Below are 23,560 nucleotides of genomic sequence, written 5' to 3'. Positions count from 1 at the left end.
AAGGCGACACTCTGTGAGAATAACACAGACTGAAATGACTTTCCACTCACAGTTTTTGTCTAACTATATACAAAAACAGAATAAAAAGGAGGTATTTATGCTAATTGAAGCAAGAAAAAAAGAGTTACTTGTTCTACAAATGGTCATTCAAAAAAATAATTGTTCTTTACAAGAATTATCCAATGACTTACATATCCCAAAACGGACAATCAAAGAACTGATCCGAAAAATAAATGTATCACTCAAGCAATTTTTATTGATTGATGAATTTATTTATTCTAATCATAAAGGAGAGATCCAAACCAAAGAAACCGATCAAACTAAAAAGTTAGCTGTTTTTTCTAAGTTAAAATTATGCTACCTAAAAGAATCCAATCGTTTTAACTATTTGATGTTACTAATCAATTATCCACAAACTGCTGTACCAAAAAATATTTACTTGAACAACTTTATATATCGCCCTCCTATCTCGAAAAACTGACAAAACAGCTCAATCATTCCTTAAAAAAATTCCATTTACGGATCCTATCTGTAAAAAATTGCTGTACTCTTGAAGGAAATGAGTTATCTATCCGTCTCTATCTTTACTTTTTTCTTTCAGATACATTTGGAGGTAACGATTGGCCATTTTCCTCACTTGAATTAAATGCACTAAAAATGAACAGTACAGATGAGCAAATAGAAAAAATTTCAAAACAAGAAAAAAATATCTACTTGCTGTTAACTTTATTCATATTACGAAACAAACAACAGGCATATTTTCCAAAAACTTCTTCTGAAATCACTGAATTGATGGACTTATTGCAGCATACACATGATTATTCAGAATACTTTACTTCTTTTTCAGTGAGTTGTCCTTGTGAAGAGACAGAAACAGAGAGAGCCTACTTTAATTATTTTTTCTATTGTTTTTTTCCAAATCAAATCTCTTTTCGACAAAAACAGGAGATTGGTTTCTTATTTTCCACAAGCAAAAACCTTATTTGTCGACAAGTCGGTCAATTGATGACTTACTTAACTCAACAGTTTCCTCTCAACCATTTAGAAAATAAAATACCAATTTATTTTTATTTTCTTGTGTTGGCAGTTGTTTTTTTCGAACTGTTGGGTGAATCCAGCAGTAGTTTTTCTACACTTTGCTTTCCAGAAGCCACGTCCAATCATTCTAGTTCTTTTATACAGGAAAAGAACTTAAGAGAAAAAATCGATACAATTTTTTCAAAAAATGGGGAAAGAAACCAAATCAGTCAATACCTTAGTCAATTGATCCAACACTTACTACAAACAGAAACGAAAGAGCAGTTACTCATCCATTTACAGATAACCAAACAGTTTACAGGAAATTATCATCTTCAAAGCCATTTGCAGCAGTTATTTCGCAAAGATGCTGTTAAAATTACCGCATATTCAGAACATGCTGATTTGATCATTACAGATCAGCATGAGAAAATTTCAGATGAAACGGAGACTTTCTATCTGGATACAACGCACAATACAGTGTTATTTGGCGAGTTAATAAAAGCGGTTCATGAACTGTATATGAAAAAAGGTTATGAGAACAAAACAAAGAGGATGTGACAAAATTCTTGTCACATCCTCTTATTCCAAATAAATGGTATTCAATCAGCTAACTCTCGGTATTAGCTCAGATCAAAGCGCTGATTTCACAACTTCTTTATTTTAATCTCTTCGGTTGCCGCCGAACAATAAGATCAAGCGCAACAGCTGTAGGAATGTCGAAAGCGCTGCTGCAACATAAGTCAGTGCTGCTGCAAATAATACGTGTCTTGCCATCGGTACTTCTTCTTCCGTCAGTAGTCCACCTTCACTCAAAATTTGGATTGCTCGCCGAGACGCGTTAAATTCGACTGGTAATGTCACCAATTGGAAAAGTAATGCTAAAGAAAAAGCGAAAATCCCGATATTGATTAACGTAGAGTTCCAGCTAAGCAATACACCTACCATAATCAATGGGAACGAAATCATCGAACCAAAGTTAGCTGCTGGAACAAGTGCTGCACGAATCTTCAATGGGACATAACCCGAAGCATCTTGCACCGCATGTCCGCATTCATGAGCTGCTACACCTATCGCAGCAACTGAAGTAGACTGTGCAGTTGCTTGAGACAAACTCAACATCTTATTACCTGAATTGTAGTTATCTGTGAGATCTCCGGCAATTTGTTGAACACCGACATTATTTATCTGTTGACTTTGTAATATATATTGTGCTGCTTGTGTACCAGTCACATTGTTTTTGCTTCTCACTTGATCGTATTTTCGGAAAGTACTATTGACGTACGCTGACGCAATTCCAGAAATAACTAATCCAAGAATGACCAAAAGAAATGTCGGATCTAAAAAACCATACATTCCATAACCATACATTGTCGTTTCACTCCTTTTCGTTTACTTTATTTTATCATTAGTAGTAGGAAAAGAATGTGAAAAGACCTTGAATATTCTTTAATTCTTTTTCACAAATTCCGATTTCAGTTTCATCGGTCCAAATCCTTCTACCTTGCAATCGATATTATGATCGCCTTCTACTAAACGGATGTTCTTGACTTTTGTTCCTTGTTTAATGGCACCTGACGCACCTTTTACTTTCAAGTCTTTAATCACTGTCACGCTATCGCCCTCTAACAGACGGTTTCCATTTGCATCTAATACCACTAATCCGTCTTCTATGACAGTTTCTTGTTCTTCTTTGTTCCATTCGTTCCCGCATTCTGGGCAAATCAACAAGCCTCGATCTTCATATGTGTACTCTGAGCCACATTCTGGGCAATTTGGTAATGTCATCTTCTTTCTCCTTTAAAATCTTTAGTGAGCACTATTGTAACGGAAAAAGAAGATCTTGAAAAGATACATTTGTGATTTTTACTACAAAAGGCACGTTTTCGAACGAAGTATCATTCTGTTTTTCTGCTCTTATACGATTGGCATATATCTTGGATCTCTTTATAGATTTCCTCTACTTCTGCTAAATCTTTTGCATTCGCACCACTTGCTAATGGATGGCCTCCTCCATGATGGCGTTTAGCCAATTCATTGATGATCGGCCCCTTAGAACGTAAACGTACGCGGTAATACCCTGAAGGCTGCTGAACAAAAATCCCCCAAGCCAGCACTTCATCAATCACTCCAGGAAGTGAAACGATCGAAGCTGTCTCTGAATCATCGATTCCATATTTATCAAGAATTTCTTGCGGAAGGATAATTCTTCCTGCACCATTTTCATCCACCTGGATATTTTGATAAAGATAACCAGAAAGTTTAGCGACTTTCATCGGCATTTGTTCAATCTCTCTGTTCAAAGCACTTGCATCAAATGGATAATTTCTCAATATCGAAGCAATCTCTAATGTACGGGACGTCGTGGAGGGATACAAAAAGCGCCCTGTATCTCCGACGATTCCTGCATAAAGTAACCGTGCAGCCTTAACGTTCATCTTTAAAGATTCAGGAAACATCAAAGCAAATTCTGCAATCATCTCACTACAGCTACTTGCTTTTGTATTTACCCACACAAGATCTCCATAAGGGTCATCATTGGGATGATGGTCGATTTTGATCAGTTTTTCTGCCAACTGATATCTTTGATCACTGATTCTGGGTGAATTAGCTGTATCAGTCACGATGACTAGCGCTCCTTGGTAGAAGACATCTTCAACTTCTTGCATTTCTGCTAAAAAGCGAAGCCCTTCAATCGTTTCACCTACTTGACGTATTTCTTTTTCTGGGAAACTTTCCCGTAATAGTTCTGCTAATCCTACTTGTGATCCTAATGCATCAGGATCAGGGCGCAAATGCCTGTGGATAATGATTTTATCGTATTTTTTTATTGTATCTACTATTTCTTGCTGTACTGTCATTTCACTCCTGCTTTCTAAGAACGTTCCATTACTTGACAAACAACGATTGCTTTGGAAACGATGGTGTTTTCAATAAACACTTCGATATCCAGTTTAGCGGAACGTCTGCCGATTTCCAATACACGTGGACGAATGTCTAATTCGCTTTCCAATTGGATCAGCCGCAAATAATGTAGGTTCACTTGTTCAATCAAGATATTTCGTTTTTGGTTCATCACCATTGTTTTTTGTGCGACATCAGAAATGATTTCGCTAAGTACGCCAAAAGAAATGGTTCCAACGCCATTGACCATTTGTGGTGCTACTACGAATTTGAACTTAGGGTTTTCCAAACGATTTCCTTCACGGTCAGTATCAATCGTATGGATATTTCCATATATCTGATCCGAAATCGTATCTGCAATCTGCGGTTGTCGCTGGACAAGCTGCATCGCTTTCATTACATCTTGCCGGGTAATCAAGCCTTCCAATGTCAAGTCATCGGAAACGACCGGCATGACTTCTAGCCCATCCCAGATCATTTGATGGCTAACAGAGGCAATACTCATTGTTTTCTTTACACTGATTGGTTCTTTCGTCATCACCCGATCGATGATCTGGTTTGGCGATTTCCCTAAAACATCTTTTGCCGTAACAATCCCCATCAAACGATGATGGCGGTTGACGACTGGAAAACGCGAATGCTGCGTTTCTTCTGACAAACGCTGATAATCAGAAATCGTATCTGTCTGCTGCAAATAATGAGTCTTTTCAGCTGGCATATAGATATCACTGACAAGCATGATATCTTTTTTGATCAATTGGTCGCTTAACGCTCGGTTGATCATGGTTGCGACTGTAAATGTATCATAAGAGGTGCGTAAGATCGGCATTTCAAGATCATCAGCTAGCTTTGCAATCTCAGCAGTCGTATTGAATCCTCCTGTGATCAATACTGCGGCGCCATCTTCCAATGCTAATTTTTGGACTTCCGCCCGGTTGCCGACGATCATTAGTGATCCTGGCGTAATATAGCGTTCCATGGCATGTTTAGTCATCGCGCCGATGACGAATTTATTCAAGACCTTGTCTAATCCTGCCGCCCCGCCTAAAACGTCCCCTTCAATGATCCTGACGACCTCGCCAAATGTCAAACGTTCAATATGTTTTTTTAATTTGCGTTCGATACGGATGGTCCCTACTCGTTGAATTGTTGAAACTAGTCCGACATTTTCCGCATCTTTGATTGCACGGTACGCTGTTCCTTCACTGACATTCAATTCTTTTGCGATGCTTCTTACAGAAATTCGATTGCCAACAGGTAAACTTTCAATATATTCTAAAATCAAATCATGTTTTGTCGCCATTTTCTGCCTACACTTCCAGCGTTTCCGAGACGCTCATTATTTTTCCTTCACTATCTTCCAGTAACTCTACAAAAGATTCGGGATCTTGTTCAATGACAGGGAAAGTATTGTAATGGATTGGAACTACTTTCTTGGCACGAATTGTTTGCGCAGCCTTTGCTGCATCTTCTGGCCCCATCGTATAGTTATCGCCAATCGGCAAGAAAGCGACATCAATATCGAATTCTTCTGCAAGCAATCCTAGATCACTGAAATAAGCAGTATCCCCTGCATGATAAATCGTTTTTCCTTCTGCTTGAATAATAATTCCGCTAGGCTCGCCCATATACTGAACGATACCGTCTACTTCATAGCTTGAACTATGCTGTGCATGTACGAATTTTACCACGCCGAATGGAAACGCATGTTTTCCACCGATATTCATACCGAATGAATCTACTCCTCTGCTGTTCGCATAATCAGCAATCTCAACAATACTGATAATTGTGGCTTGATTTTCTTTTGCAATAGGAATCATATCTCCTATGTGGTCACTATGACCATGAGTAATCAGCAACCAATCTGTCTTTACTTCTTCTGCAGTTAAGTCTGTCAATGGATTTCCTGTAATAAACGGGTCAATCATCACGCGTTGGCCATTTTCCATTTCAATTATTAAACAGGAATGTCCATGATACGTAATTTTCATATTTTACACCTCGCGTTTTCTCTGTATCTTTTTTATTAAAAACGATTTCATCACTTGCACATCAATGAAAAAATATAGCTGCTAAATATATTTTCATTGGATTGATAGTACAGTATGTACAAAGCAATTGTAACAGATAATACAGGATGCACCAAGTACCAAGCAGATATAATCTCAAGTTTGAGGTCTCTGCTCTGCTTAGCTTCTCTTCTCGTCCCTTAACTAATTAAATCAGCGTAAATAGGATGGACGATCTTTTCTAAATCGGCTACTTTTATCCGAAGGCTTCTCCCGATTTCACCACTTGACACAATTACTTCTTCTTTTTCTTTTAAAGAACTATCTGCTAAAAAACAATAATCAGGATGTGTGAGTTTTATTCCAATAGGGGTGTTTGCTCCGTGGGGATATCCTGTATGCATTAATACAAAATCCATTCCAGGAAAACCAACTTTACGATCTTTCGTCACTTGTCTCGTTTTTTTGTAATCTAAGTGATCGTTCAAAGGAATCAATGCGATGATCACCCCAGTTTTGTTTCCTTTCACTACGAGAGTTTTACATATCAAAGCTGGATCAATCCCTCTTTTTTGTAGTTCTTCTGTGAAAGATTCTTCTACCACATGACTAAAATCAAGTGGTTGATAGCTGATCTTTTGTTCTTCTAAATAACGTTCGACTTTTGTTTGACTCATCATTGATTCACTCCCTTTATTCTATCGTTTATTATAAAGCGAGGGATGCTGTATTCAAAAATTATTTGTTTTTCGCAAAAAAAGAGCAAGACGAGCACTCTATAGAGAGGTTCATCTTACTCTTTTTGTTTATTTTTTATTTCGACGTTGAGTAGCTTCCATAATGACTGGCAAGATCACTGGGCGGCGTTTTGTTTGTTCAAATAAGTAACGGCCTAATTGATCTCGGATGTCTTGCTTTAATTTGCTCCACTCAAAATCATTGCTTTCTAAATGTTTCTCAACGATTGTTTCAATCATATTGCTGCTTTCTTTCATCAGATCACGGCTAGCTTTTACGTAAACGAATCCCCGTGAAGTAATTTGAGGTTTTGAAATGATTTTCTTTTCTCGCCGACTGATAGTGACAACCGCTACGAAAATCCCGTCTTCTGACAAGATTTTTCGATCACGTAAAACAATGTTTCCGATATCACCTATGCCTAATCCATCAATCATTACATTTTCTGCACTTGTAGTTCCTGCAACACTCATACGCTTGTTCTTATATTCCAGCACGTCTCCGCGTCCAGTAATATAGATATTTTTGTATGGCATCCCTACTGCATGAGCCAAATCTGCATGAGCAGCTAATTCACGATACTCTCCTTGAACTGGCACAAAATATGTTGGTTTCATCAAATTGATCATTAATTGCAAGTCATTAGGATTGGCATGGCCAGAAACGCGCATATTCTCAGAGATCAACTTCACTGTTCCACCAGCTCGATAAATGATATCTTCCGTTTTCGCCACGATGGTTTCCATCGCGATGCTTGGCGTAGTAGTGATATAAACCAAATCCCCTTCTTCAATCTTGACATTACGGTGTGTACCGTTTGCCATTTTTTGCAGAGACTTGATGGGTTCACCCATTCGGCCAGTTTCTAAAATGATCAGTTCTTCTGGATCATAGTTTTTCATGTCTTTCAACGTAACAAGCAGATCTTCACTTGGTAATTGAAGTTTTTCTAAACGCATCGCTGTGCGAATAATTCGTTCGAAATCTTGACCAGTCAAGACAACTTTTCGTTGTGCTTTTTCTGCTGCATCCAATACTTGTTGCACTCGTTGCAAATTACTTGCTACACAAGCGACGATGATACGCCCTTCCCAATATTTGATCGTATCAAATACTTCATCTGCTATTTGGGCTTCAGAAGCTACAGGCTGAGGATTTTCTGCATTTGCCGATTCACTTAGTAAGGCTAAGACTCCTTCTTTGCCGATTTCCGCCAATCGTGCATAATCTGTTTGATACATTGGGATAGCCGTTTGGTCAAATTTAAAATCTCCCGTATAAACGATACTACCTTCTTTTGTTTTCAGATTGATCCCCACTGAATCTGGTATCGTATGAGTGGTACGGAAAAAGCTCACTACTGTTTCACCAAAGTCGATTTCTGTATGCTCATCTACCACATGGAAATCCTTAAATCCTTTGGCTGCTTCATTACGACTGACATTCAATTTTGCTAACTCGATCGTCAACTCCGTTCCAAATACTGGTACAGAAATTTTCGACAACAAGTAAGGAAGCGCCCCGATCGCATCTGCATGTCCATGTGTTAAAAAGACACCAGCTACACGATCAATGTTTTCTTCTAAATACGTAAAATCAGGGATTACGACGTCGATCCCCAACAACTCATTTTCAGGATATTTTAGCCCACAATCTAAAATAAAAATATCCTCGCCCACTTCTGCGACATACATGTTTTTTCCATTTTCACGAACGCCGCCTAATGGGATAATTTTAATGGTACTCACAAACTTCACCTCTTCTTATGACATCCAAGTTTAAAGATGTCGATTTTCTTCTTTATCTAAATATATGAGCCATTCCAATGAAGCATATGCAAAATTACTACTTCTCAACTTATGGAGAATCAGCAGGAAAATTACCATCACATCCGCGTTCTGACAGTTGGATGGGCATTTTATTTTGGATATACTTCTTTAACAAAATGGATCTTTTGCGAAACGCTATAGCCAAAATACTTATATAAGTATTCAGCTGTTCCCCATTATTATACAACAAATAAACTAAATCGCTAGTATCAGCAATTGTTAGAACAACTATGCACGTAAAAATCCCTCTGTAGCATCTAGGATTTCTTTTGCTATTCCTCTTTCATTTCTTCTTCGTCGGTTTGAAACATACTTTTTTCATTTTACCACATTTTTTGCAATAACTATAGTGACTTTTGATATATACAGAACCTCATGTTGATGGTGTGCAAACAGCATAAGATTTAAGCTAGCTTTAAGATAGGTTATCTATTATCAAATGCATCTACTAGGAGGGATGCAAAATATGAATTTTATGAAACGTGCATGGAAAAGTACAAAAGTAAAATGGGGACGTTCATTGTTATTGTTTGCCGTGTTCACAGCCATTCTTATTTTTGTGCTAGCTGGCCTTACGATTCGAAGCGCTGCAGAAGAAGCAGCGAATCAAGCACAAAAAGAAGTTGGAGCAACAGTGACTTTAAGTGCCAATCGAGAAGCTTCATTTAAAAAACAGGAACAAACTTCTTCAAGCGGTTCTACCACTGAAGAACGTCCAGATCCAGGCAGTTTTTCTCTTACACTAGTTTCCTTAACGGACGCGGAAAAAATAGCTGAATTAGATAATGTAAAGAGTTATTCCTTTGAAAGTTCCGCCTCAGCTATGGCAAAAGATGGAATAACTGCCATCACTAGTTCTGATTCAAGTGAAGACAGTTCAGAAACTACTGATGCAGACGGTGAACCTGCTGGAGGAATGGGCGGGAATCCGCAAATGACTCAAGCAGACTTTCAAATCAGTGGTGTGTCAGCAACTGCACAAAATAGTAATTTTTCTGATGGAACAGCAAAAATCACGGATGGTGAAGGAATAGATGACAGCGACAAAGGCACAAACAATGTAGTCATTGATTCTACTCTAGCAGAAACAAATGACCTGGCAGTCGGAGATACTTTCACAATCACGAGTACTGAAGATGAAGATACCACTTATGAAATGACGATCAAAGGAATTTATGAATCCAGCGAAACAAGCGGCAGTATGGGTATGAAATTCAACTTCATGAATCCGTCGAATACACTTTACACTTCTTACACTTTTGCAAATGAACTAAATGGGACATCTGACGATAACACGATAGATTCTGCTGTTTACACTCTATCTGATCCAGATAAAATGGATGAGTTTCTCAAAGAAGCTGAGAAGCTGATCGACACAGATACATTTAGCTTACAATCAAATGATTCCATGTATCAGTCAATGTTGGAACCTTTAAACAACGTGGCAAGTTTTTCTAAAAATGTTGTTTTACTAGTGGCTGTAGCCGGTATTATCATACTTACTCTGATCATTATGATTACCATTCGGGAGCGTCGGCATGAGTTAGGCGTCTTGCTATCTTTAGGAGAATCCAGAAGTAAAATCATTCTCCAATTGTTTACCGAAGTGGCTATTTGTATGATTCTTGCATTAGGAGTTGCTTCGCTTAGCGGAAACGTCGTCGCGAATGCCGTGGGACAGCAGCTACTTGACCAACAGACAGAAACCACGACACAAAACCAGCAAGCTCCTGGCGGTGGACAAATGCCAGGTAACAGACAAGAACAAGGCGGTCAACGCGGTGGTCAACAAGGAAACACGAATAATCCATTTGCTGTTTCTGATCAAGTCAGCGAATTGGAAATCAATGTCAAACCTGCACAATTGGGACTATTAACCGGAGTAGCATTTGGAATCAGTCTGTTTTCTGTCTTTTTAGCTTCTATAGGGATATTAAGATTAAACCCAAGAAAAATCCTATTAAACTAAAGGAGGAATTTGATGTTACGGACAGAACAATTGGGATTTTGGTATCAAGATCCGCAAGATGCGCTTTACAAAGATGTAGAACTGAATTTCGAAGCTGGAAAAATGTACGCTATTTTAGGAGCAAGTGGTTCTGGAAAAACGACTTTTCTTTCGCTTATTTCTGGACTAGATACACCAAAAGAAGGAAAGGTATACTATCAAGATCGTTCACTGAACAAAATCGGGTTAAGAAGTTATCGTAAAAATGATGTCTCGATTATTTTCCAAGCTTACAACTTGCTTCCTTATTTATCGGCTCTAGACAACGTCATAGCAGCAATGGAAATCACTAAGACCAAGCAAGAGAATTATCGACAAGTTGCTTTAGATCGACTGGCTCGTGTAGGAATTGATGAAATATTAGCAAAAAAACAGGTGACCAAACTTTCGGGAGGTCAGCAGCAGCGAGTCGCTATCGTTCGTGCTATCTGCTGCGAACATCAACTAATCGTAGCGGATGAGCCTACTGGAAATCTAGATGAAACAACTTCACAAGATATCGTCAAACTTTTCCAAGAAATCGCCCATGAACAAAATCGCTGTATTATCATCGTGACTCATGAGATTGAAGTAGCAAAAAGCTGTGATGAAGTCTTTGAACTAAAAAATAAAAAATTTCAAAAAATCGAAGTTTAAAAAACAGGATAATGATCAAATAAAAAATCCGAAGCATATCTGCGAGACAGATATGCTTCGGATTTCTATTTGCTTGATTCAATTAGTAATAAGTGGTTTTTATTTTTTTTCGTCTTTTCGAGAAAACTTGTCTTTGACTTCGTCGCCTAAATTTCGAGCTTTTTCTTTGATGTCAGCACCTAGTGATTGTGCTTTTCCTTCTGTTTCTTTGCTCTTGTCGTCTGTTGCTTTGCCGTATGCTTCTTTTCCTTCACCGACTACTTTATCTTTCATATCTTTAGAACGTCCTTTTAAATCTGCCATTGTGCTTCCTCCTCTTAGTTTGTTTATTGATCTACCTTCAGGGTAACATCAACAACAGATACAGACAAACAGAACGCTCGTTTTCTAAAAAAGATAGTTAGAGCTGTTGATTAAAAACTTTTTTCGAAAGTCCCCCATACTTTGACTTCTTTTTCTTGGACCATTATTTCTCCTTTAGCGATAACTGTATCAATATCAAGCGTTTCTTTATCCAAGATACACAGATCTGCATCAGCACCAATTTCGATTTTTCCTTTTTTATCCAATTTCAATATACGTGCTGGGTTACTGGTTATAGCTCGTAAGGCGATTTCCAAAGGGATACTTTCTTTTTGCACAGCTTCTTTGATCCCTACTAGCAATGCCTTGGCACTTCCTACTCCTAACCCTAGGAAATGATTGTTTTCATCAAAATAAGGCAAGCTTCCTTGTCCATCTGAGGTCATCGTGAAATTATCTAAAGAAACATCTTCCTCGATCAATCGTTTCAGTGCTTTGCTGAAGCGAACTTCACCATCTGTCTTCTCCCAAAAATCAGGATCTTCGCTAGCAGTGAAGTCAATCGTGCCACCACGTTTGGCAAATGCCACGCAAGCTTCAAATAATTCTGGTGTGCGATTTGCATGAGTAGGCAAAAATTGTGTGATCGGAATTTCTGTTTCTTCTACGATTCGTGTCAATAGCTCTAGCTTTCTTTTTCCTCCGCCTAAGTGGACATTGATGATCCCAGCTTTTCCGGATAACATACCTCCTACGCGAGCATCTGCTACTGCACGAGCGAACTCTTCAAAACTTGGCTGAGAAGAACGGTGATCGGATACTGCGATTTCTCCGATTCCGATAATTTTATCAATTGTCAAAAAGTCTTTGATGATAGAATCTGTTACTGTTTTTACCGGCAATCGGTACGAACCTTCGTATACATAAGTGGAGATTCCTTCTGCTTCCAGACCTTTCGCTTTGCTGATCAACGCAGTCATATCTCTACCTTCTCCGTCTGTTCCCAAACAACCGACAACTGTCGTTACACCAGCTGTAGTCAATTGGCTCAATGTGACTTCTGGCGTTCGATTTTGATAACCGCCTTCTCCTCCTCCACCTAAAATATGGAAATGACAGTCAATGAAACCCGGGGTTAGTACTTTTCCCTCACCTGAAAGTTCTTCTACTTCCACTCCTTCGTAGCCGCCTTCTAGCTGTTCTTCTACAGCCAAAATCTTCCCACCGGCAATCAGTACATCCATTTTTCCTAAGTAATCTGGTGCAAACACTTCAATTTGTCGAATGATTTTCATACATTTTTCCTCTTTCTTTAAGTATAACTGATGATAGGATCTTAAAAAATAATCCAAACGATAGAATCTTTACTCCTTTGATTTTACCGTAAAATGACGGTTCTTGGAGTCCTTATCTACTGTTTGGATTACTTTTTTATTTACAGGTCTCCAGTACTACTGCAGACCTATTGCAATGGCAATCATGATGAAAATAGTTCCTAAAACAAACAGGAATCCTTGCATCTTGATTTGGAATCTTGCCCATTTTGCCCATTCGATCCGTGCAACACCTAGCACACCAATCAAGCTGGCTGATACGGGTGTAAAAGCGTCCATAAAACCTGAACCAAGCTGATAAGCAAGAACTGCTACTTGTCTGGATACACCTACTAAATCTGCCAGTGGAGCCATGATTGGCATAGTCAAAGCTGCTTGTCCTGAATTTGATGTAACAACCAAGTTGAACAAACTTTGGAAGATGTACATCGCCCAAGCACCAATGACAGCTGGAACACCGGTCAACGCTGTCCCGATCCCATGCAAAATCGTATTCAAAGCTGAAGGAACAGATGCATCAGATCCTCCCAAGACAAGAAGAATCCCTTTGGCCATACCTACTACGATTGCTGTACCAGCTAAATCAGCTGCACCAGATTGGAAAGAAGAAGCGATGTCATTGACTTTCATTCCATCTAATTTGAAAAGAACAGCAATGATTCCAGCAACTAATCCCATCACAAAGAATTGAGAAGCAATTTCTGGAATGTAATAGCCTTTTTGAGTCACGCCCCAAACGATCCAGACAAGGACAACTAACATCTCTAATAAGATCAATTTATGCCCAAGCATGAATTTTTTATTTTCATCAGATGTCTTTTTGATATGAGAACGGAAATAATCATCTGATTTGTAAGTCAACGAACTTTCTGGTTTTTTACGGGTTTTTTCTGCATATATCATCATATAACCAGCGGCTAATGCAGTAACAACTACCCACATAATCAATCGGAATGTCGCACCAGACAACACGGGGATTCCAGCAATCCCTTGAGCCACCGCTACGCTAAACGGGCTCATCCAAGAGGTCGCATTTCCGACTTGAGATGCGACATAAGTCACGGTTACTGCTACGATCGAGTCATATCCTAACGCAATGACAAATGGAACCATCACCATTGAGAATGGAATTACCTCTTCTGCCATCCCGAATGTAGCGCCACCGAATGAAAAAGCAAAGAATAATAGCGGTAAAGCTAAACGCTCCAGTCCCTTAGTTTTACTGATAAACGCATAGATACCTGCGTCGATCGCTCCGGTACGCATAATAATACCAAAAGCACCTCCAACAACAAGGATCAATGCAGCGATCCCTACAGCAGATCCATACTTATCTCCAGATACTAGTCCTTCAAAAACAAAATTTAAGAAACCAAAGCCGCCAAAATCATCTGTTCCCCATATTTTGGCTGTTTTATGCAATTTTTTAGAAGTATCATAGATATTTTCGCCGTACTGATCGTAAAGCACATCATCTGTCAAGGAGATTTCATCTAGTTTTTCCTGCGTAAGATTTTTTTCTCCGTCAGCAATGACTTTTTCCAATCCTTTTTCCGGAACATCCAGTTTTTCACGTTCTGCTGGATGATCTTGCAGTTCTTCTAATTGATCAAACACATACGACTTATCCAGCTCGTAAGCATAACGGAAGGAATCTTGACGTAAAACAGTACGAGTACTTGTTTCGCCATTTGCATCTTTGTATTCAATATCTTGCGTGCTGAACTTTCCTGCTGGAACGACAAAAGTCAGTATCCATGCAAAGATGACTACACCAAAAATAATGACATACGTATGCGGTGTCGATAATTTAGTGAAGTCGCGTTTCGGTTTTCCTGAAGAATTTGTTTTCTTCAAATTTATTTCTTCCTTTCTTTTTTCAGTAATTTTGATGAATAAAAAATGGATAATCAAATGAATTATACAGTAAAAATGACATTTCCACATGAATAATTTATTAGAAAATCACTTTTTTCTATTTTGCTTTTTTTCTCCTATGTATGATTATTTTTTTCTCTTTCCATTTATATTAAGTATTTTATTTCTCTGTTTTTCCTTAAAATTCTTTTTTTATTTTTAGATTAGAGAAAATCTCGTCCTGTTTTTTTCATTTTACAATCATTGAAAAATTGAATTTCATTGCAAAAAAAATAATAAGCACTTATAAATATCCATTATCTATCCTTCAATTTTTGTGTATTTTCTTTCTATTAGAAAAAGGTATCCTGTTGGACAATTTTGTTATATCAGGTAAACTTCATTGCAATAATGATAACAAATGTACTATAATTACTTTGTAAAGAGTTTTGGGGAAGACTCTTTCATCAACGTGTATTAAGAGACAAGAAAGAATCCATATGGATTCTTTCTTGTCTCTTTTTCCACTACTTTTTATTTTTCTGACACTACATATTCTTATAACTCATTTCTCATAACTGTGAAACAACTTATAAAAATAACAAACTTTAAACAAAACAAGCTTAAAATCAAAGATGATCCATCTTAAAATAACTAAAATAAAAAAAGTAGTCGTTGTTAATCCTCATTAATAATCGTTTTCTTTTTTTCAAACGCTCCATTTTTATGTGGAACATTATTTTTTTAAGGAACTTTGTCAACATGTGGATAACTATTTTCCACTTGTGTCCTGGACTAGCTGTTTTGCTGTAAAATACAAAACTTGCTGCAGCAAAAAGATCGTTGCAAGAGAGGCTGTTCCGCAGATCGCTGGATCTAGATTTGGCAAAGTCAAGACTGCATCATGTAAATTGGCGTGGTTGTCCAAAACCAAATCAGCAAATTCAAATAATCGCAAACCACTGCTATGTTGCGATTTGATACTTCGTGACAAATCAAATCCAGTAACAATGATTAATGGATGACCATTTTCTTTGATCCACTGAGCTAGTTCGATGATTGCCGGGTTTCTTCCTTCATTCGAAAGAAGAAGAAAAATGTCTTCTGATTTGACAGAAAGCTGATCAATAATTGCCTGTCCTGCACCTTCTAGCGTTTCATAGACACCTCCGGCTGGATTTTCAATCAATATACTTGGTACAAGATCCGGGGTTTGATCCCAAAATTCAAATGCTACACCACTTAGTGTGCGGCTAGCATATAACTGCAATCTACCACCTTGATTAATTTGTTTCGCGATCCAAGTGCCAGCTTGAAGCATCAGCGGCTCTTCTATCCTTAATTTCTCTTCCAATTGGTGATAATAGTCAAAATAACATAAACTCATTTATCTCTCCCGCCTAGCTATACTTGACATGAATAGAAACAGCTGCCTAATCTAAGGAAGTACATAAAAAAACAGTAGTTAGACAGTAACACATGTGGTCTTTGCTGTTTCAAACACAAAAAAGGCATTGAACGAATACGCCCAATACCTTGACATAGCAAATAAAACAACGTGCAGACCATGGAAAATATCTACATAGGGGTAGAATTTTCACCCTAGATTAGGTACAATAAATTAGGTCGATGCACTGCATTGACTATGGCAAAATGATCGGTCAGGGTGTATGTGTGTGACTGGTCATTCCCTGATTCTTAGCGCCAACTAAGGGTCAGGGAGCCTTTTTTTATTCAGCTGTTTCTATCTGAATTTATTGTAAGTAATCTCTTATCCAAGTGCAAGCACGAAAATACAAAAAAACATTGGTATGATTTATATATATAAAAATAACATAAAAAAAGGAATGGCTTATCCCGATACAACAAGCATTCCTTAAAAAAAGATTCTTTTATATAAGTGAAAAAAGCTTTTTTCCACCAATTAAATAAATCTCTCATCTCAATAGTTTATCCATTATTTTATCTTTTTTTGCGTATACCTACTAAATATTACCGTCTTCTTCTCGTTCTTCTACTTTGTTCGAGAGAATCTGTACTAGAAAAAGTAGTTGTATGTCTACCTTTTCTGCCTATCCGAGACTTTCTTTTCATATATGGGATATAAATGATTAGATACAGTACAGCAAAAAATAAAGCAAATACGCAAGCTTCCCAACTACCTAACGCCAATTCAACCATCAAGGTAGCAACCGCAACGGATGCTGCATACCAGATAAAAATCAGAAACGTTTCTTTTTTTCTGACCATGCGAAACATGATAAATAGACTAATAAGCAATAGTGGCAACACAAATATCCAATTGCTTCCTTCCATCAGCCACTTGAGTATATCAAGCAGCGACTGTGCAACAGCGACTAATTTTCCCATAGTGAACACACACCTTTTTTATAATTAAAAAATTCGCCTTTTTATTCTACTATGAATCTTCTGGCTTGGCTTTCATTTCTCTTATGTAATCATTTTCTTTTATACAACTTAAAAAAAAATTAAACCATTAGCAGAATATTTTCTGAATCTATTCACGAAAGTCTTTTTCTATCTTTCGTTTTCCACGACTCAACTGATCTAGAGTCAAAAAACTAAAACGACAGTTGCGCAAATGACGCACAAGCTGCCGCTTTAATAACAAATAGCCTTTCATTCTCAGCAGGCCACTTATTTCCAGTTAACTTTCTGTTCTTAGCTTTTTACTCAACTGGATAATATATGCACTTAATGAAGTCCCAATTTCCGAATGTTGAAGTCCATATTCAATATTTGTCTTCATATATCCTAACTTATCGCCTACGTCGTATCTTTTTCCTTTAAACTCTCTCGCATAGACCGCCTCTGTCTGGTTAAGAGTCTGAAGTGCATCCGTTAGCTGTATCTCGTTTCCTGCTCCTGGTTCTTGAGTTTCTAATATCTCAAATATTTTAGGAGTCAGTAGATAACGTCCGATAATGGCTAAATTACTTGGTGCTTTTCCCATTTCAGGTTTTTCTACAAACCCTTTTACTCTGCAACGCCCCTTTTCGCTATCTGTTTTAGGATCAATAATTCCGTATTTAGATGTTTCATTTTCTGGTACACGCATGACGGCAACAGCGGAAGCTTGTGTTTCTTCATAATCCATCATCAATTGTTGAGTCAATGGGATATCATCTTTCATCAAATCATCCCCCAGCATGACGACAAACGGTTCATTTCCTATAAATGCTTTTGCTTGAAGCACGGCATCCCCCAGTCCTCTTGGATGAGATTGACGGATGAAGTGAAGATTGACTTGAGTCGTTTCTTCAACTAAAGCGAGTAATTCTGTTTTTTCCTTTTCCCGCAAATTGTTTTCCAATTCGATATTTGCATCAAAGTGATCTTCAATGGGTCTTTTTTCTTTTCCCGTTACGATCAAGATATCTTCGATTCCCGAATCCAATGCTTCTTCCACAATAAACTGGATCGTTGGTTTATCCACGATTGGAAGCATTTCTTTTGCCATGGCTTTTGTTGCCGGCAAAAAACGTGTTCCTAGCCCAGCGGCAGGAATGACTGCTTTTTTGACCTTCACTTGCTGTTCCTCCTAAACGACGATTAACTATTGATCATCTATTTAACGAAGAGAAAATTCATTCTCCATTTTTCCGTCACGTAACATGATTTCTTTTGCTGCTTTTTTGATATCTTCTCCATTATACAAAACATTATAGATTGTTTGAGTAATTGGCATCTCAACACCTAGCTGTTGAGCTAGCTCTACTGCTGCTTTTGTCGTTGCCACACCCTCAACGACCATTCCCATGTTTTCTAGAACTTCTTCCAGCTTATGTCCCTGTCCTAACAAGTTACCGGCACGCCAATTGCGAGAATGAACACTTGTACAAGTAACGATCAAGTCCCCCACACCACTCAAACCGATAAATGTCAGAGGATTGGCACCCATCGCGACACCAAGACGGCTGATTTCTGCCAATCCTCGAGTCATGATTGCTGCTTTTGCATCATCTCCGAATCCTAATCCATGGATAGCGCCGGCACCAATTGCAATGATATTTTTCAGTGCTGCACCAGTTTCTACGCCAATCACATCATTATTTGTATAAATCCTGAAATAATCATTCATGAACAGTTTTTGTACATAGGCTGCTGCTTTTTGATCAATACTTGCAGCTGTAATTGTTGTGATATCATGTACTGCCACTTCCTCAGCATGGCTAGGACCAGATAATACAACAATTGCCTGTCTTTTTTCTTCTGGAATTTCTTCAGCCAAAACTTCTGAGATTCGTTTATGCGTATCTTGTTCTAGTCCTTTACTTGCATGTATAATGATTGGCTTAGTATTCATTTTACCAATAAGTTCCTGTGCGACTGAACGAATCGCTTTTGTTGGAACAACAAATAAAATAGCATCTGCGTTATCCACTGCTTCTGCCAATTCTTTATATCCGATAATCGATTCTGGGATCGTCAAATCAGGCAAAAAATGCTGATTTGTATGATACTTATTGATTTCATCAATCTGTTCAGGTACATTTCCCCAAATACGGACATCATGCCCGTTTTCTGCCAATGTTTGTGCTAAAGCAGTGCCCCAAGATCCAGGACCCAGAACTGCGATTTTTTGTTTCATGGATATTCCTCCAAATAAATAATTGATAATTTCCATTATAGTATACATTTCTTAAAGTTGGGACTAATTTCCATTGTTTTTAAGTGTTTGTTTACTTCTTTTATCGTTTTTACTTGAAATAATCAATGATATGTTACAATAGTCTACATTTTATTTTTACACTCGTTATGCTTTGCTTGTTCCTAAGAGGAAGCAGTTTTGACAATGTTACTACCAGCATTACTATTAGGAGGTTAGGAAACTTCTCCTAGTGAGTATTGAATTAAAATACATAAGAGACAGATTGAACATTTCTAAATCTGTCAGGTCCTGCAACGGACAGATTGTCTCTGTTGACGGTTGACATAGGAACTTTTGTTTTAGTCAACATTCTGGATACAAAACGCTATGTAAACTGGCGCAACTCGTTGTACTTGGACTTTTACTACGGATCCATGCAACAACAAAATAGTACTATTGCATAACAAAAAATGGTTGGCACCCACATGTCCCATTAAACAGATTATAAGTTGAACTGTAGATAATGCAAAAAATGTGTTTTATAACGTAATTGATGCCAATATTTTAAAAAAATAAAGGGAGCAGTTATCGCTGCTCTCTTTATTTTTTATATTCTTTTTATCCAGTCTATCCTAATAATCAAACTGACGATAGTAGCGGCGTATCTCTAATGGATGGCAGTTCAACTGCTCCACATGAGCATCGATGCGTTGTGTCACTACATGCATCAATAAGAAAGACAAAACACGTCCGCGATATTTTTCGCTGATACCTTCTACTGGATAGTCTTTTGTATCTATCAATGTATAATTACTACAAATTTTTGGCAAAAGTTTAGCTACACGTTCAGATAACACTCTCTGTTCATCTTCGCCTAAAAATAAAGTGACTGGGGTCGTTTCTTCAACGATCTCTAACGTCCCGTGAAGAAACTCGGCAGCATGGATAGATTTCGATGGGAGCCAGCTTTGTTCTTCCCAGTAACACATGGCATATGAATAAACAGCTCCCCATTGATTCCCTGCTCCGATAAAATAATGCATGCTATCACGTCGATGCTTTTCTGCAAATGATAAGCCAAATGCATCTGCTTTTTTCTCTGCTTCAACTAACCCTGTTGGCAAATAATGTTCGAGCTGTTCATAGTACTCTGAGTAATCTTCGAATTCCCCATGCAAATACATCAATCGATCTGCTACCATAAAAAATTTGATTTGTTCTGTTCCGGGAGCTGGATAAGTAACCACAAAATCGCATAGTTGAGACAACTTACTCTCCGCTTTATCGATAAATCCAATCAGTGTCGCTCCTACTTTCTTGATTTCTTCTACTGCTTTCACTACTTCTTGGGTTGTCCCAGTAACAGAGGACACGACAACGATAGAATCTTTTGTTAATCTTTTGTTTCCAGTAGTGTAATATTCTGCAGCATGCTGTACAAAGACAGGCAAGTTGCTTTTCCCATTCATATAAGTGACAGCTTGCATCGAGGAAGCATACGTTCCACCGATTCCTAGATAATAGACAGCGTCAAATTTTTCCGCATAAAGTTTATCGATGATTTCTTCTACTTGCGGACGTAAAGCTAGTGCGCCTTTTATTGCTTTGATTTGTTCTTCTTCATTGAATTTCAGCATGATTTCCACCTCTTATAATTTACTTTTCAAGACTGTATCAAAGTCTTCAAAAATCTTTTTGTTCAAGTCAATACCTTTAGCTACTGCGGTTTTATAAGCGAATAGTTGAAACGGAACGACAAGCGCTAATACAGACAGATATTCATCACATTCTATTGCTAATCCAAGTGTTTTCTCGTTTCTTGCTTTTTTTGTGGTAATGGTGAGAGTCTCTCCAACGTACCGACTCATATATCTTTGCAACTTTTGCGAACGTTCCTTATTTACACTTTCCCCTTCAATAAAGAATAGCAAATGCGAAGTATCTGCCTCCAGGTATGGGCCGTGCATATAAGCTTCTAACTCAAATCCTTGTGACGGAACGCGGATTGTTTCAGTCAATTTCGTCTCTGCTTCTTTAGCTGTTCCCCAGTTTGGACCATATCCAATGGTGACGAAACGCTGTGCTAAACGAAATAAACTTTGATATCCATCAAAAAATTCTTCCGTTTTTTGAATAATCGCTGGTAAATGGTTGATTATTTTGCGCAACTGTTGCATGTAGTCTTGTTCTATTTTTTTGCTGATTTTATTTTTACTTATTCCAATTCCTATCCCTAAGAGTAGTAACTGTAAAACAGTCGCAGAATAGCCTTTTGTAACGAAGCCTACTGATTCTACCCCGGCACCTAAATCAATAATTTGTGCAGCTTCTAAAGCAAGTGGACTTTGCACGTCATTTGTGATAGCAACAACAGGTAACCCTTGTTTTTGTATCATTTTTACTGCTTCAACAGTAGAAGCACTTTTCCCGCTTTGTGACACAGCAATCACAGTATCGATTGAAGGAGAAAGTTTTCCATAATGGAAAAAATAAAAAGGTTCTTGAATATCGACAGTAAGATCACCATAAGATTCCAATGCTGGCTTCGCTGCTAAACAAGCGTTATAAGATGAACCCGTTGCTAAGATCAGTAAATTCACTGTTTTTTTCATATGTTCTCTTGTCGAAAAATCATTCTTTTTCAAGATCGTACTTAGTACTTCCTTTTCTTCATAGATATAATCTTGCATCGTAAACATTTTCTCTGCTCCTTTTTTAAAAAATCCCTATCCACGAACCAAAAATTCCAAAGAAAGCTAGTCCGATCAAGATCGTTAATGGTTTCACTTCTTTCTTCAATAGATAAAACACTATGCCAAATGCTCCAAGACATAAGATATTTGGAACGATATCATCAAAAATACTTTGAACAGTCACAGCATTTTCTCCTGAACCGATTTTTAAAGGAATATTGATGGTGATCATCGTGGCAGTCATTGCTCCAACGACCATCAGTCCAATAATAGACGCGCCTAATGTCAAACTTTCCATCATACCGTTTGCCTGGATCTTTTTCAAAAAACCCGTTCCTAAGCGATATCCCCAACCTGTTGCTAGATAGCGAAACAGAATGTGCGGAATATTGAAAATCAAAATGAACAAGATAGGGCCTAAAATATTTCCTTGCATGGCTAAAGAGGTACCCACACCTGTGGCAATCAATCGCAAAGTTCCCCAAAAGAAAGAATCTCCTAACCCTGCAAGAGGTCCCATCAAAGATGTTTTGATACTATCGATCGCAGTCACATCAAATTCAGGATCATCCTTATTTTCTTCCTCCATTGCAGCCGTGATTCCTAAAATCAGTGTAACGATATGTGGGGTCGTGTTAAAAAACTCTAGATGCCGTTTCAAAGCTGCTGCCATTTCTTCTTTCGACTGATATAACTTTTTCAAAATCGGAATCATTGCATAAACATAAGCCATATTCATCTGACGTTCATAATTCCAAGAAAACTCCATTTGAAAAGAACGCCAAAATACGTGATTTAGCTCTTTTTTCGTTATTTTGCTGTTTTTGATCTCAGAATTCTTCATCTTCTTCTACCTCCCCTGCAGTTGTTTGAAGTGGTAGTTGACGGACATTCATAATATTGACTACCACAACTGCTAAAATCGCACCAAAAATAGCTACTCCGGTCACAGGAATCTCTAAGTAAGAAGCTATAGCAAAACCTAAGAAAAAATATGGTGCAACTTGTTTGTTGATCAGCAAACGAGCAAGCATCGCAAAACCAAGAGCTGGAATCAACCCTGTAGCTACTGACAACCCCTTTTGAACGAAGTCAGGAATCATATTTAATAGATTTCCGATCGTATTGCTTCCCACCATATAAGAAACCATTACCACAACACCAAGCATCAAGGAAAGACCGATACCGGCAAGCAAGTGCATATGCTCGACTCCTTTATAATTTCCTTCTTCTGCATAATTGTCTGCTTTATGGTTCATAATTGGAATCAAAAGCCCTAAGTAAATATTTTTCAATATCAATGTCAACGTAGCAATCGGCAAACCTAGTAAAAGCGCGGTTTCTGTACCGGCTCCAGCTGTAATAGCAAAAGCCGTCCCTAAAATCCCACCGGTCACAACATCAGGTGGAATCGAAGCACCTACTGAGAACGATCCGATAAATGCTAACTCTAAAGTTGCGCCCATAATGATCCCAGTTTTTACATCACCTAACACGATTCCTGTAAACAGCCCCGTCACAATCGGACGAGAAAGCAACGATGTCCCTAGTGCATATTCTGATTGTGCGACAAATGCAACAATTCCTAATAAGACTGCTTGTACAATCATTGAGATTCTT

At 38.0% G+C, this 23,560-nt stretch carries 20 protein-coding genes and 1 pseudogene; 3 read left to right on the top strand and 18 right to left on the bottom strand.

Going from position 1 to position 23,560, the window contains the following annotated elements; genetic code table 11:
* The first annotated feature begins 97 nt into the window (after nt 1–97).
* Nucleotides 98–1,578: pseudogene (locus OS139_RS07735) on the top strand (helix-turn-helix domain-containing protein).
* Between the two features lie 102 nt (nt 1,579–1,680).
* On the opposite strand, the gene OS139_RS07730 reads toward OS139_RS07735, so the two are convergent.
* From OS139_RS07730 to OS139_RS07700, 7 genes are all read right to left on the bottom strand, one after another.
* Nucleotides 1,681–2,388, bottom strand: coding sequence for a zinc metallopeptidase (locus OS139_RS07730; protein ID WP_002287139.1), 708 nt, complete (start codon nt 2,386–2,388; stop codon nt 1,681–1,683).
* 78 nt (nt 2,389–2,466) lie between these two features.
* Entirely contained in the window at nt 2,467–2,805 is a 339-nt protein-coding gene (locus tag OS139_RS07725; RefSeq protein ID WP_002287137.1) for a zinc ribbon domain-containing protein YjdM, read from the bottom strand.
* 110 nt (nt 2,806–2,915) lie between these two features.
* On the bottom strand, nt 2,916–3,878 hold the full coding sequence (locus OS139_RS07720) for a DHH family phosphoesterase (RefSeq protein WP_002287135.1): 963 nt from the start codon (nt 3,876–3,878) through the stop codon (nt 2,916–2,918).
* Nucleotides 3,879–3,892: 14 nt separating this feature from the next.
* Nucleotides 3,893–5,224, bottom strand: coding sequence for a DRTGG domain-containing protein (locus OS139_RS07715; RefSeq protein WP_325066867.1), 1,332 nt, complete (start codon nt 5,222–5,224; stop codon nt 3,893–3,895).
* A gap of 7 nt (nt 5,225–5,231) precedes the next feature.
* A complete protein-coding gene (locus tag OS139_RS07710) occupies nt 5,232–5,912 on the bottom strand; it encodes a metal-dependent hydrolase (protein ID WP_002332143.1) in 681 nt (226 codons plus the stop codon).
* A 218-nt stretch (nt 5,913–6,130) separates the two neighbouring features.
* Nucleotides 6,131–6,610, bottom strand: a complete 480-nt coding sequence (locus tag OS139_RS07705; RefSeq protein WP_016628226.1) for an aminoacyl-tRNA deacylase — start codon at nt 6,608–6,610, stop codon at nt 6,131–6,133.
* Nucleotides 6,611–6,736: 126 nt separating this feature from the next.
* A complete protein-coding gene (locus tag OS139_RS07700) occupies nt 6,737–8,416 on the bottom strand; it encodes a ribonuclease J (protein ID WP_002287130.1) in 1,680 nt (559 codons plus the stop codon).
* A gap of 547 nt (nt 8,417–8,963) precedes the next feature.
* Here OS139_RS07700 and OS139_RS07695 point away from each other — a divergent pair.
* Complete coding sequence (locus OS139_RS07695; RefSeq protein ID WP_025481519.1) at nt 8,964–10,466, top strand: ABC transporter permease; 1,503 nt, start codon at nt 8,964–8,966, stop codon at nt 10,464–10,466.
* Nucleotides 10,467–10,478: 12 nt separating this feature from the next.
* Nucleotides 10,479–11,141: an ABC transporter ATP-binding protein gene (locus OS139_RS07690; RefSeq protein WP_002298949.1), complete on the top strand. Its 663-nt coding sequence runs from the start codon at nt 10,479–10,481 to the stop codon at nt 11,139–11,141.
* A 99-nt stretch (nt 11,142–11,240) separates the two neighbouring features.
* Here the strand turns inward: OS139_RS07690 and OS139_RS07685 are convergent, their stop codons facing one another.
* The 11 genes from OS139_RS07685 to OS139_RS07635 all read right to left on the bottom strand — a co-directional run bounded on the left by OS139_RS07685 (nt 11,241) and on the right by OS139_RS07635 (nt 23,550).
* Nucleotides 11,241–11,444, bottom strand: coding sequence for a CsbD family protein (locus OS139_RS07685; protein ID WP_002287127.1), 204 nt, complete (start codon nt 11,442–11,444; stop codon nt 11,241–11,243).
* Nucleotides 11,445–11,554: 110 nt separating this feature from the next.
* Nucleotides 11,555–12,739: a beta-aspartyl-peptidase gene (gene iadA, locus OS139_RS07680; RefSeq protein WP_002287126.1), complete on the bottom strand. Its 1,185-nt coding sequence runs from the start codon at nt 12,737–12,739 to the stop codon at nt 11,555–11,557.
* Nucleotides 12,740–12,895: 156 nt separating this feature from the next.
* On the bottom strand, nt 12,896–14,635 hold the full coding sequence (gene yfcC / locus OS139_RS07675) for a putative basic amino acid antiporter YfcC (protein WP_325066866.1): 1,740 nt from the start codon (nt 14,633–14,635) through the stop codon (nt 12,896–12,898).
* Nucleotides 14,636–15,407: 772 nt separating this feature from the next.
* Entirely contained in the window at nt 15,408–16,022 is a 615-nt protein-coding gene (locus OS139_RS07670) for an SIS domain-containing protein (RefSeq protein WP_002332146.1), read from the bottom strand.
* Between the two features lie 605 nt (nt 16,023–16,627).
* Nucleotides 16,628–17,005, bottom strand: a complete 378-nt coding sequence (locus tag OS139_RS07665) for a hypothetical protein (RefSeq protein WP_002298948.1) — start codon at nt 17,003–17,005, stop codon at nt 16,628–16,630.
* 298 nt (nt 17,006–17,303) lie between these two features.
* Nucleotides 17,304–18,185, bottom strand: a complete 882-nt coding sequence (galU, locus tag OS139_RS07660) for a UTP--glucose-1-phosphate uridylyltransferase GalU (protein ID WP_002287122.1) — start codon at nt 18,183–18,185, stop codon at nt 17,304–17,306.
* Between the two features lie 42 nt (nt 18,186–18,227).
* Nucleotides 18,228–19,247 (bottom strand): NAD(P)H-dependent glycerol-3-phosphate dehydrogenase, encoded by a 1,020-nt coding sequence (locus OS139_RS07655; protein WP_002287121.1) that lies wholly within the window; start codon nt 19,245–19,247, stop codon nt 18,228–18,230.
* Nucleotides 19,248–19,879: 632 nt separating this feature from the next.
* Nucleotides 19,880–20,884 carry an SIS domain-containing protein gene (locus tag OS139_RS07650; protein WP_002332147.1) on the bottom strand — a complete coding sequence of 335 codons (1,005 nt, stop codon included), beginning with the start codon at nt 20,882–20,884 and terminating at the stop codon, nt 19,880–19,882.
* 12 nt (nt 20,885–20,896) lie between these two features.
* Nucleotides 20,897–21,946: an SIS domain-containing protein gene (locus OS139_RS07645; protein WP_002307258.1), complete on the bottom strand. Its 1,050-nt coding sequence runs from the start codon at nt 21,944–21,946 to the stop codon at nt 20,897–20,899.
* 16 nt (nt 21,947–21,962) lie between these two features.
* A complete protein-coding gene (locus OS139_RS07640; protein WP_002287116.1) occupies nt 21,963–22,784 on the bottom strand; it encodes a PTS system mannose/fructose/sorbose family transporter subunit IID in 822 nt (273 codons plus the stop codon).
* On the bottom strand, nt 22,771–23,550 hold the full coding sequence (locus tag OS139_RS07635; RefSeq protein ID WP_002287115.1) for a PTS mannose/fructose/sorbose/N-acetylgalactosamine transporter subunit IIC: 780 nt from the start codon (nt 23,548–23,550) through the stop codon (nt 22,771–22,773). The genes OS139_RS07640 and OS139_RS07635 overlap by 14 nt, the downstream gene beginning before the upstream one ends.
* Nucleotides 23,551–23,560: the final 10 nt, after the last annotated feature.

This window comes from Enterococcus sp. E4-223 (assembly GCF_035727065.1).
Taxonomy (GTDB): Bacteria; Bacillota; Bacilli; order Lactobacillales; family Enterococcaceae; genus Enterococcus_B; species Enterococcus_B faecium.
The sequence above is the reverse complement of the archived record's forward strand: the minus strand, read 5'-3'. Positions and strand labels throughout refer to the sequence as shown.

What these genes read in the sequence shown, in the direction of transcription:
- OS139_RS07635 (WP_002287115.1), bottom strand. Translation starts at nt 23,550, where the DNA reads ATGATTGTACAAGCAGTCTTATTAGGAATTGTTGCATTTGTCGCACAA.
- OS139_RS07655 (WP_002287121.1), bottom strand. Translation starts at nt 19,247, where the DNA reads ATGAAACAAAAAATCGCAGTTCTGGGTCCTGGATCTTGGGGCACTGCT.
- OS139_RS07705 (WP_016628226.1), bottom strand. Translation starts at nt 6,610, where the DNA reads ATGATGAGTCAAACAAAAGTCGAACGTTATTTAGAAGAACAAAAGATC.
- OS139_RS07715 (WP_325066867.1), bottom strand. Translation starts at nt 5,224, where the DNA reads ATGGCGACAAAACATGATTTGATTTTAGAATATATTGAAAGTTTACCT.
- iadA (WP_002287126.1), bottom strand. Translation starts at nt 12,739, where the DNA reads ATGAAAATCATTCGACAAATTGAAGTGTTTGCACCAGATTACTTAGGA.
- OS139_RS07670 (WP_002332146.1), bottom strand. Translation starts at nt 16,022, where the DNA reads ATGAGTTTATGTTATTTTGACTATTATCACCAATTGGAAGAGAAATTA.
- OS139_RS07645 (WP_002307258.1), bottom strand. Translation starts at nt 21,946, where the DNA reads ATGTTTACGATGCAAGATTATATCTATGAAGAAAAGGAAGTACTAAGT.
- OS139_RS07730 (WP_002287139.1), bottom strand. Translation starts at nt 2,388, where the DNA reads ATGTATGGTTATGGAATGTATGGTTTTTTAGATCCGACATTTCTTTTG.
- OS139_RS07640 (WP_002287116.1), bottom strand. Translation starts at nt 22,784, where the DNA reads ATGAAGAATTCTGAGATCAAAAACAGCAAAATAACGAAAAAAGAGCTA.
- OS139_RS07725 (WP_002287137.1), bottom strand. Translation starts at nt 2,805, where the DNA reads ATGACATTACCAAATTGCCCAGAATGTGGCTCAGAGTACACATATGAA.
- OS139_RS07650 (WP_002332147.1), bottom strand. Translation starts at nt 20,884, where the DNA reads ATGCTGAAATTCAATGAAGAAGAACAAATCAAAGCAATAAAAGGCGCA.
- OS139_RS07685 (WP_002287127.1), bottom strand. Translation starts at nt 11,444, where the DNA reads ATGGCAGATTTAAAAGGACGTTCTAAAGATATGAAAGATAAAGTAGTC.
- OS139_RS07710 (WP_002332143.1), bottom strand. Translation starts at nt 5,912, where the DNA reads ATGAAAATTACGTATCATGGACATTCCTGTTTAATAATTGAAATGGAA.
- OS139_RS07665 (WP_002298948.1), bottom strand. Translation starts at nt 17,005, where the DNA reads ATGGGAAAATTAGTCGCTGTTGCACAGTCGCTGCTTGATATACTCAAG.
- OS139_RS07720 (WP_002287135.1), bottom strand. Translation starts at nt 3,878, where the DNA reads ATGACAGTACAGCAAGAAATAGTAGATACAATAAAAAAATACGATAAA.
- OS139_RS07695 (WP_025481519.1), top strand. Translation starts at nt 8,964, where the DNA reads ATGAATTTTATGAAACGTGCATGGAAAAGTACAAAAGTAAAATGGGGA.
- OS139_RS07690 (WP_002298949.1), top strand. Translation starts at nt 10,479, where the DNA reads ATGTTACGGACAGAACAATTGGGATTTTGGTATCAAGATCCGCAAGAT.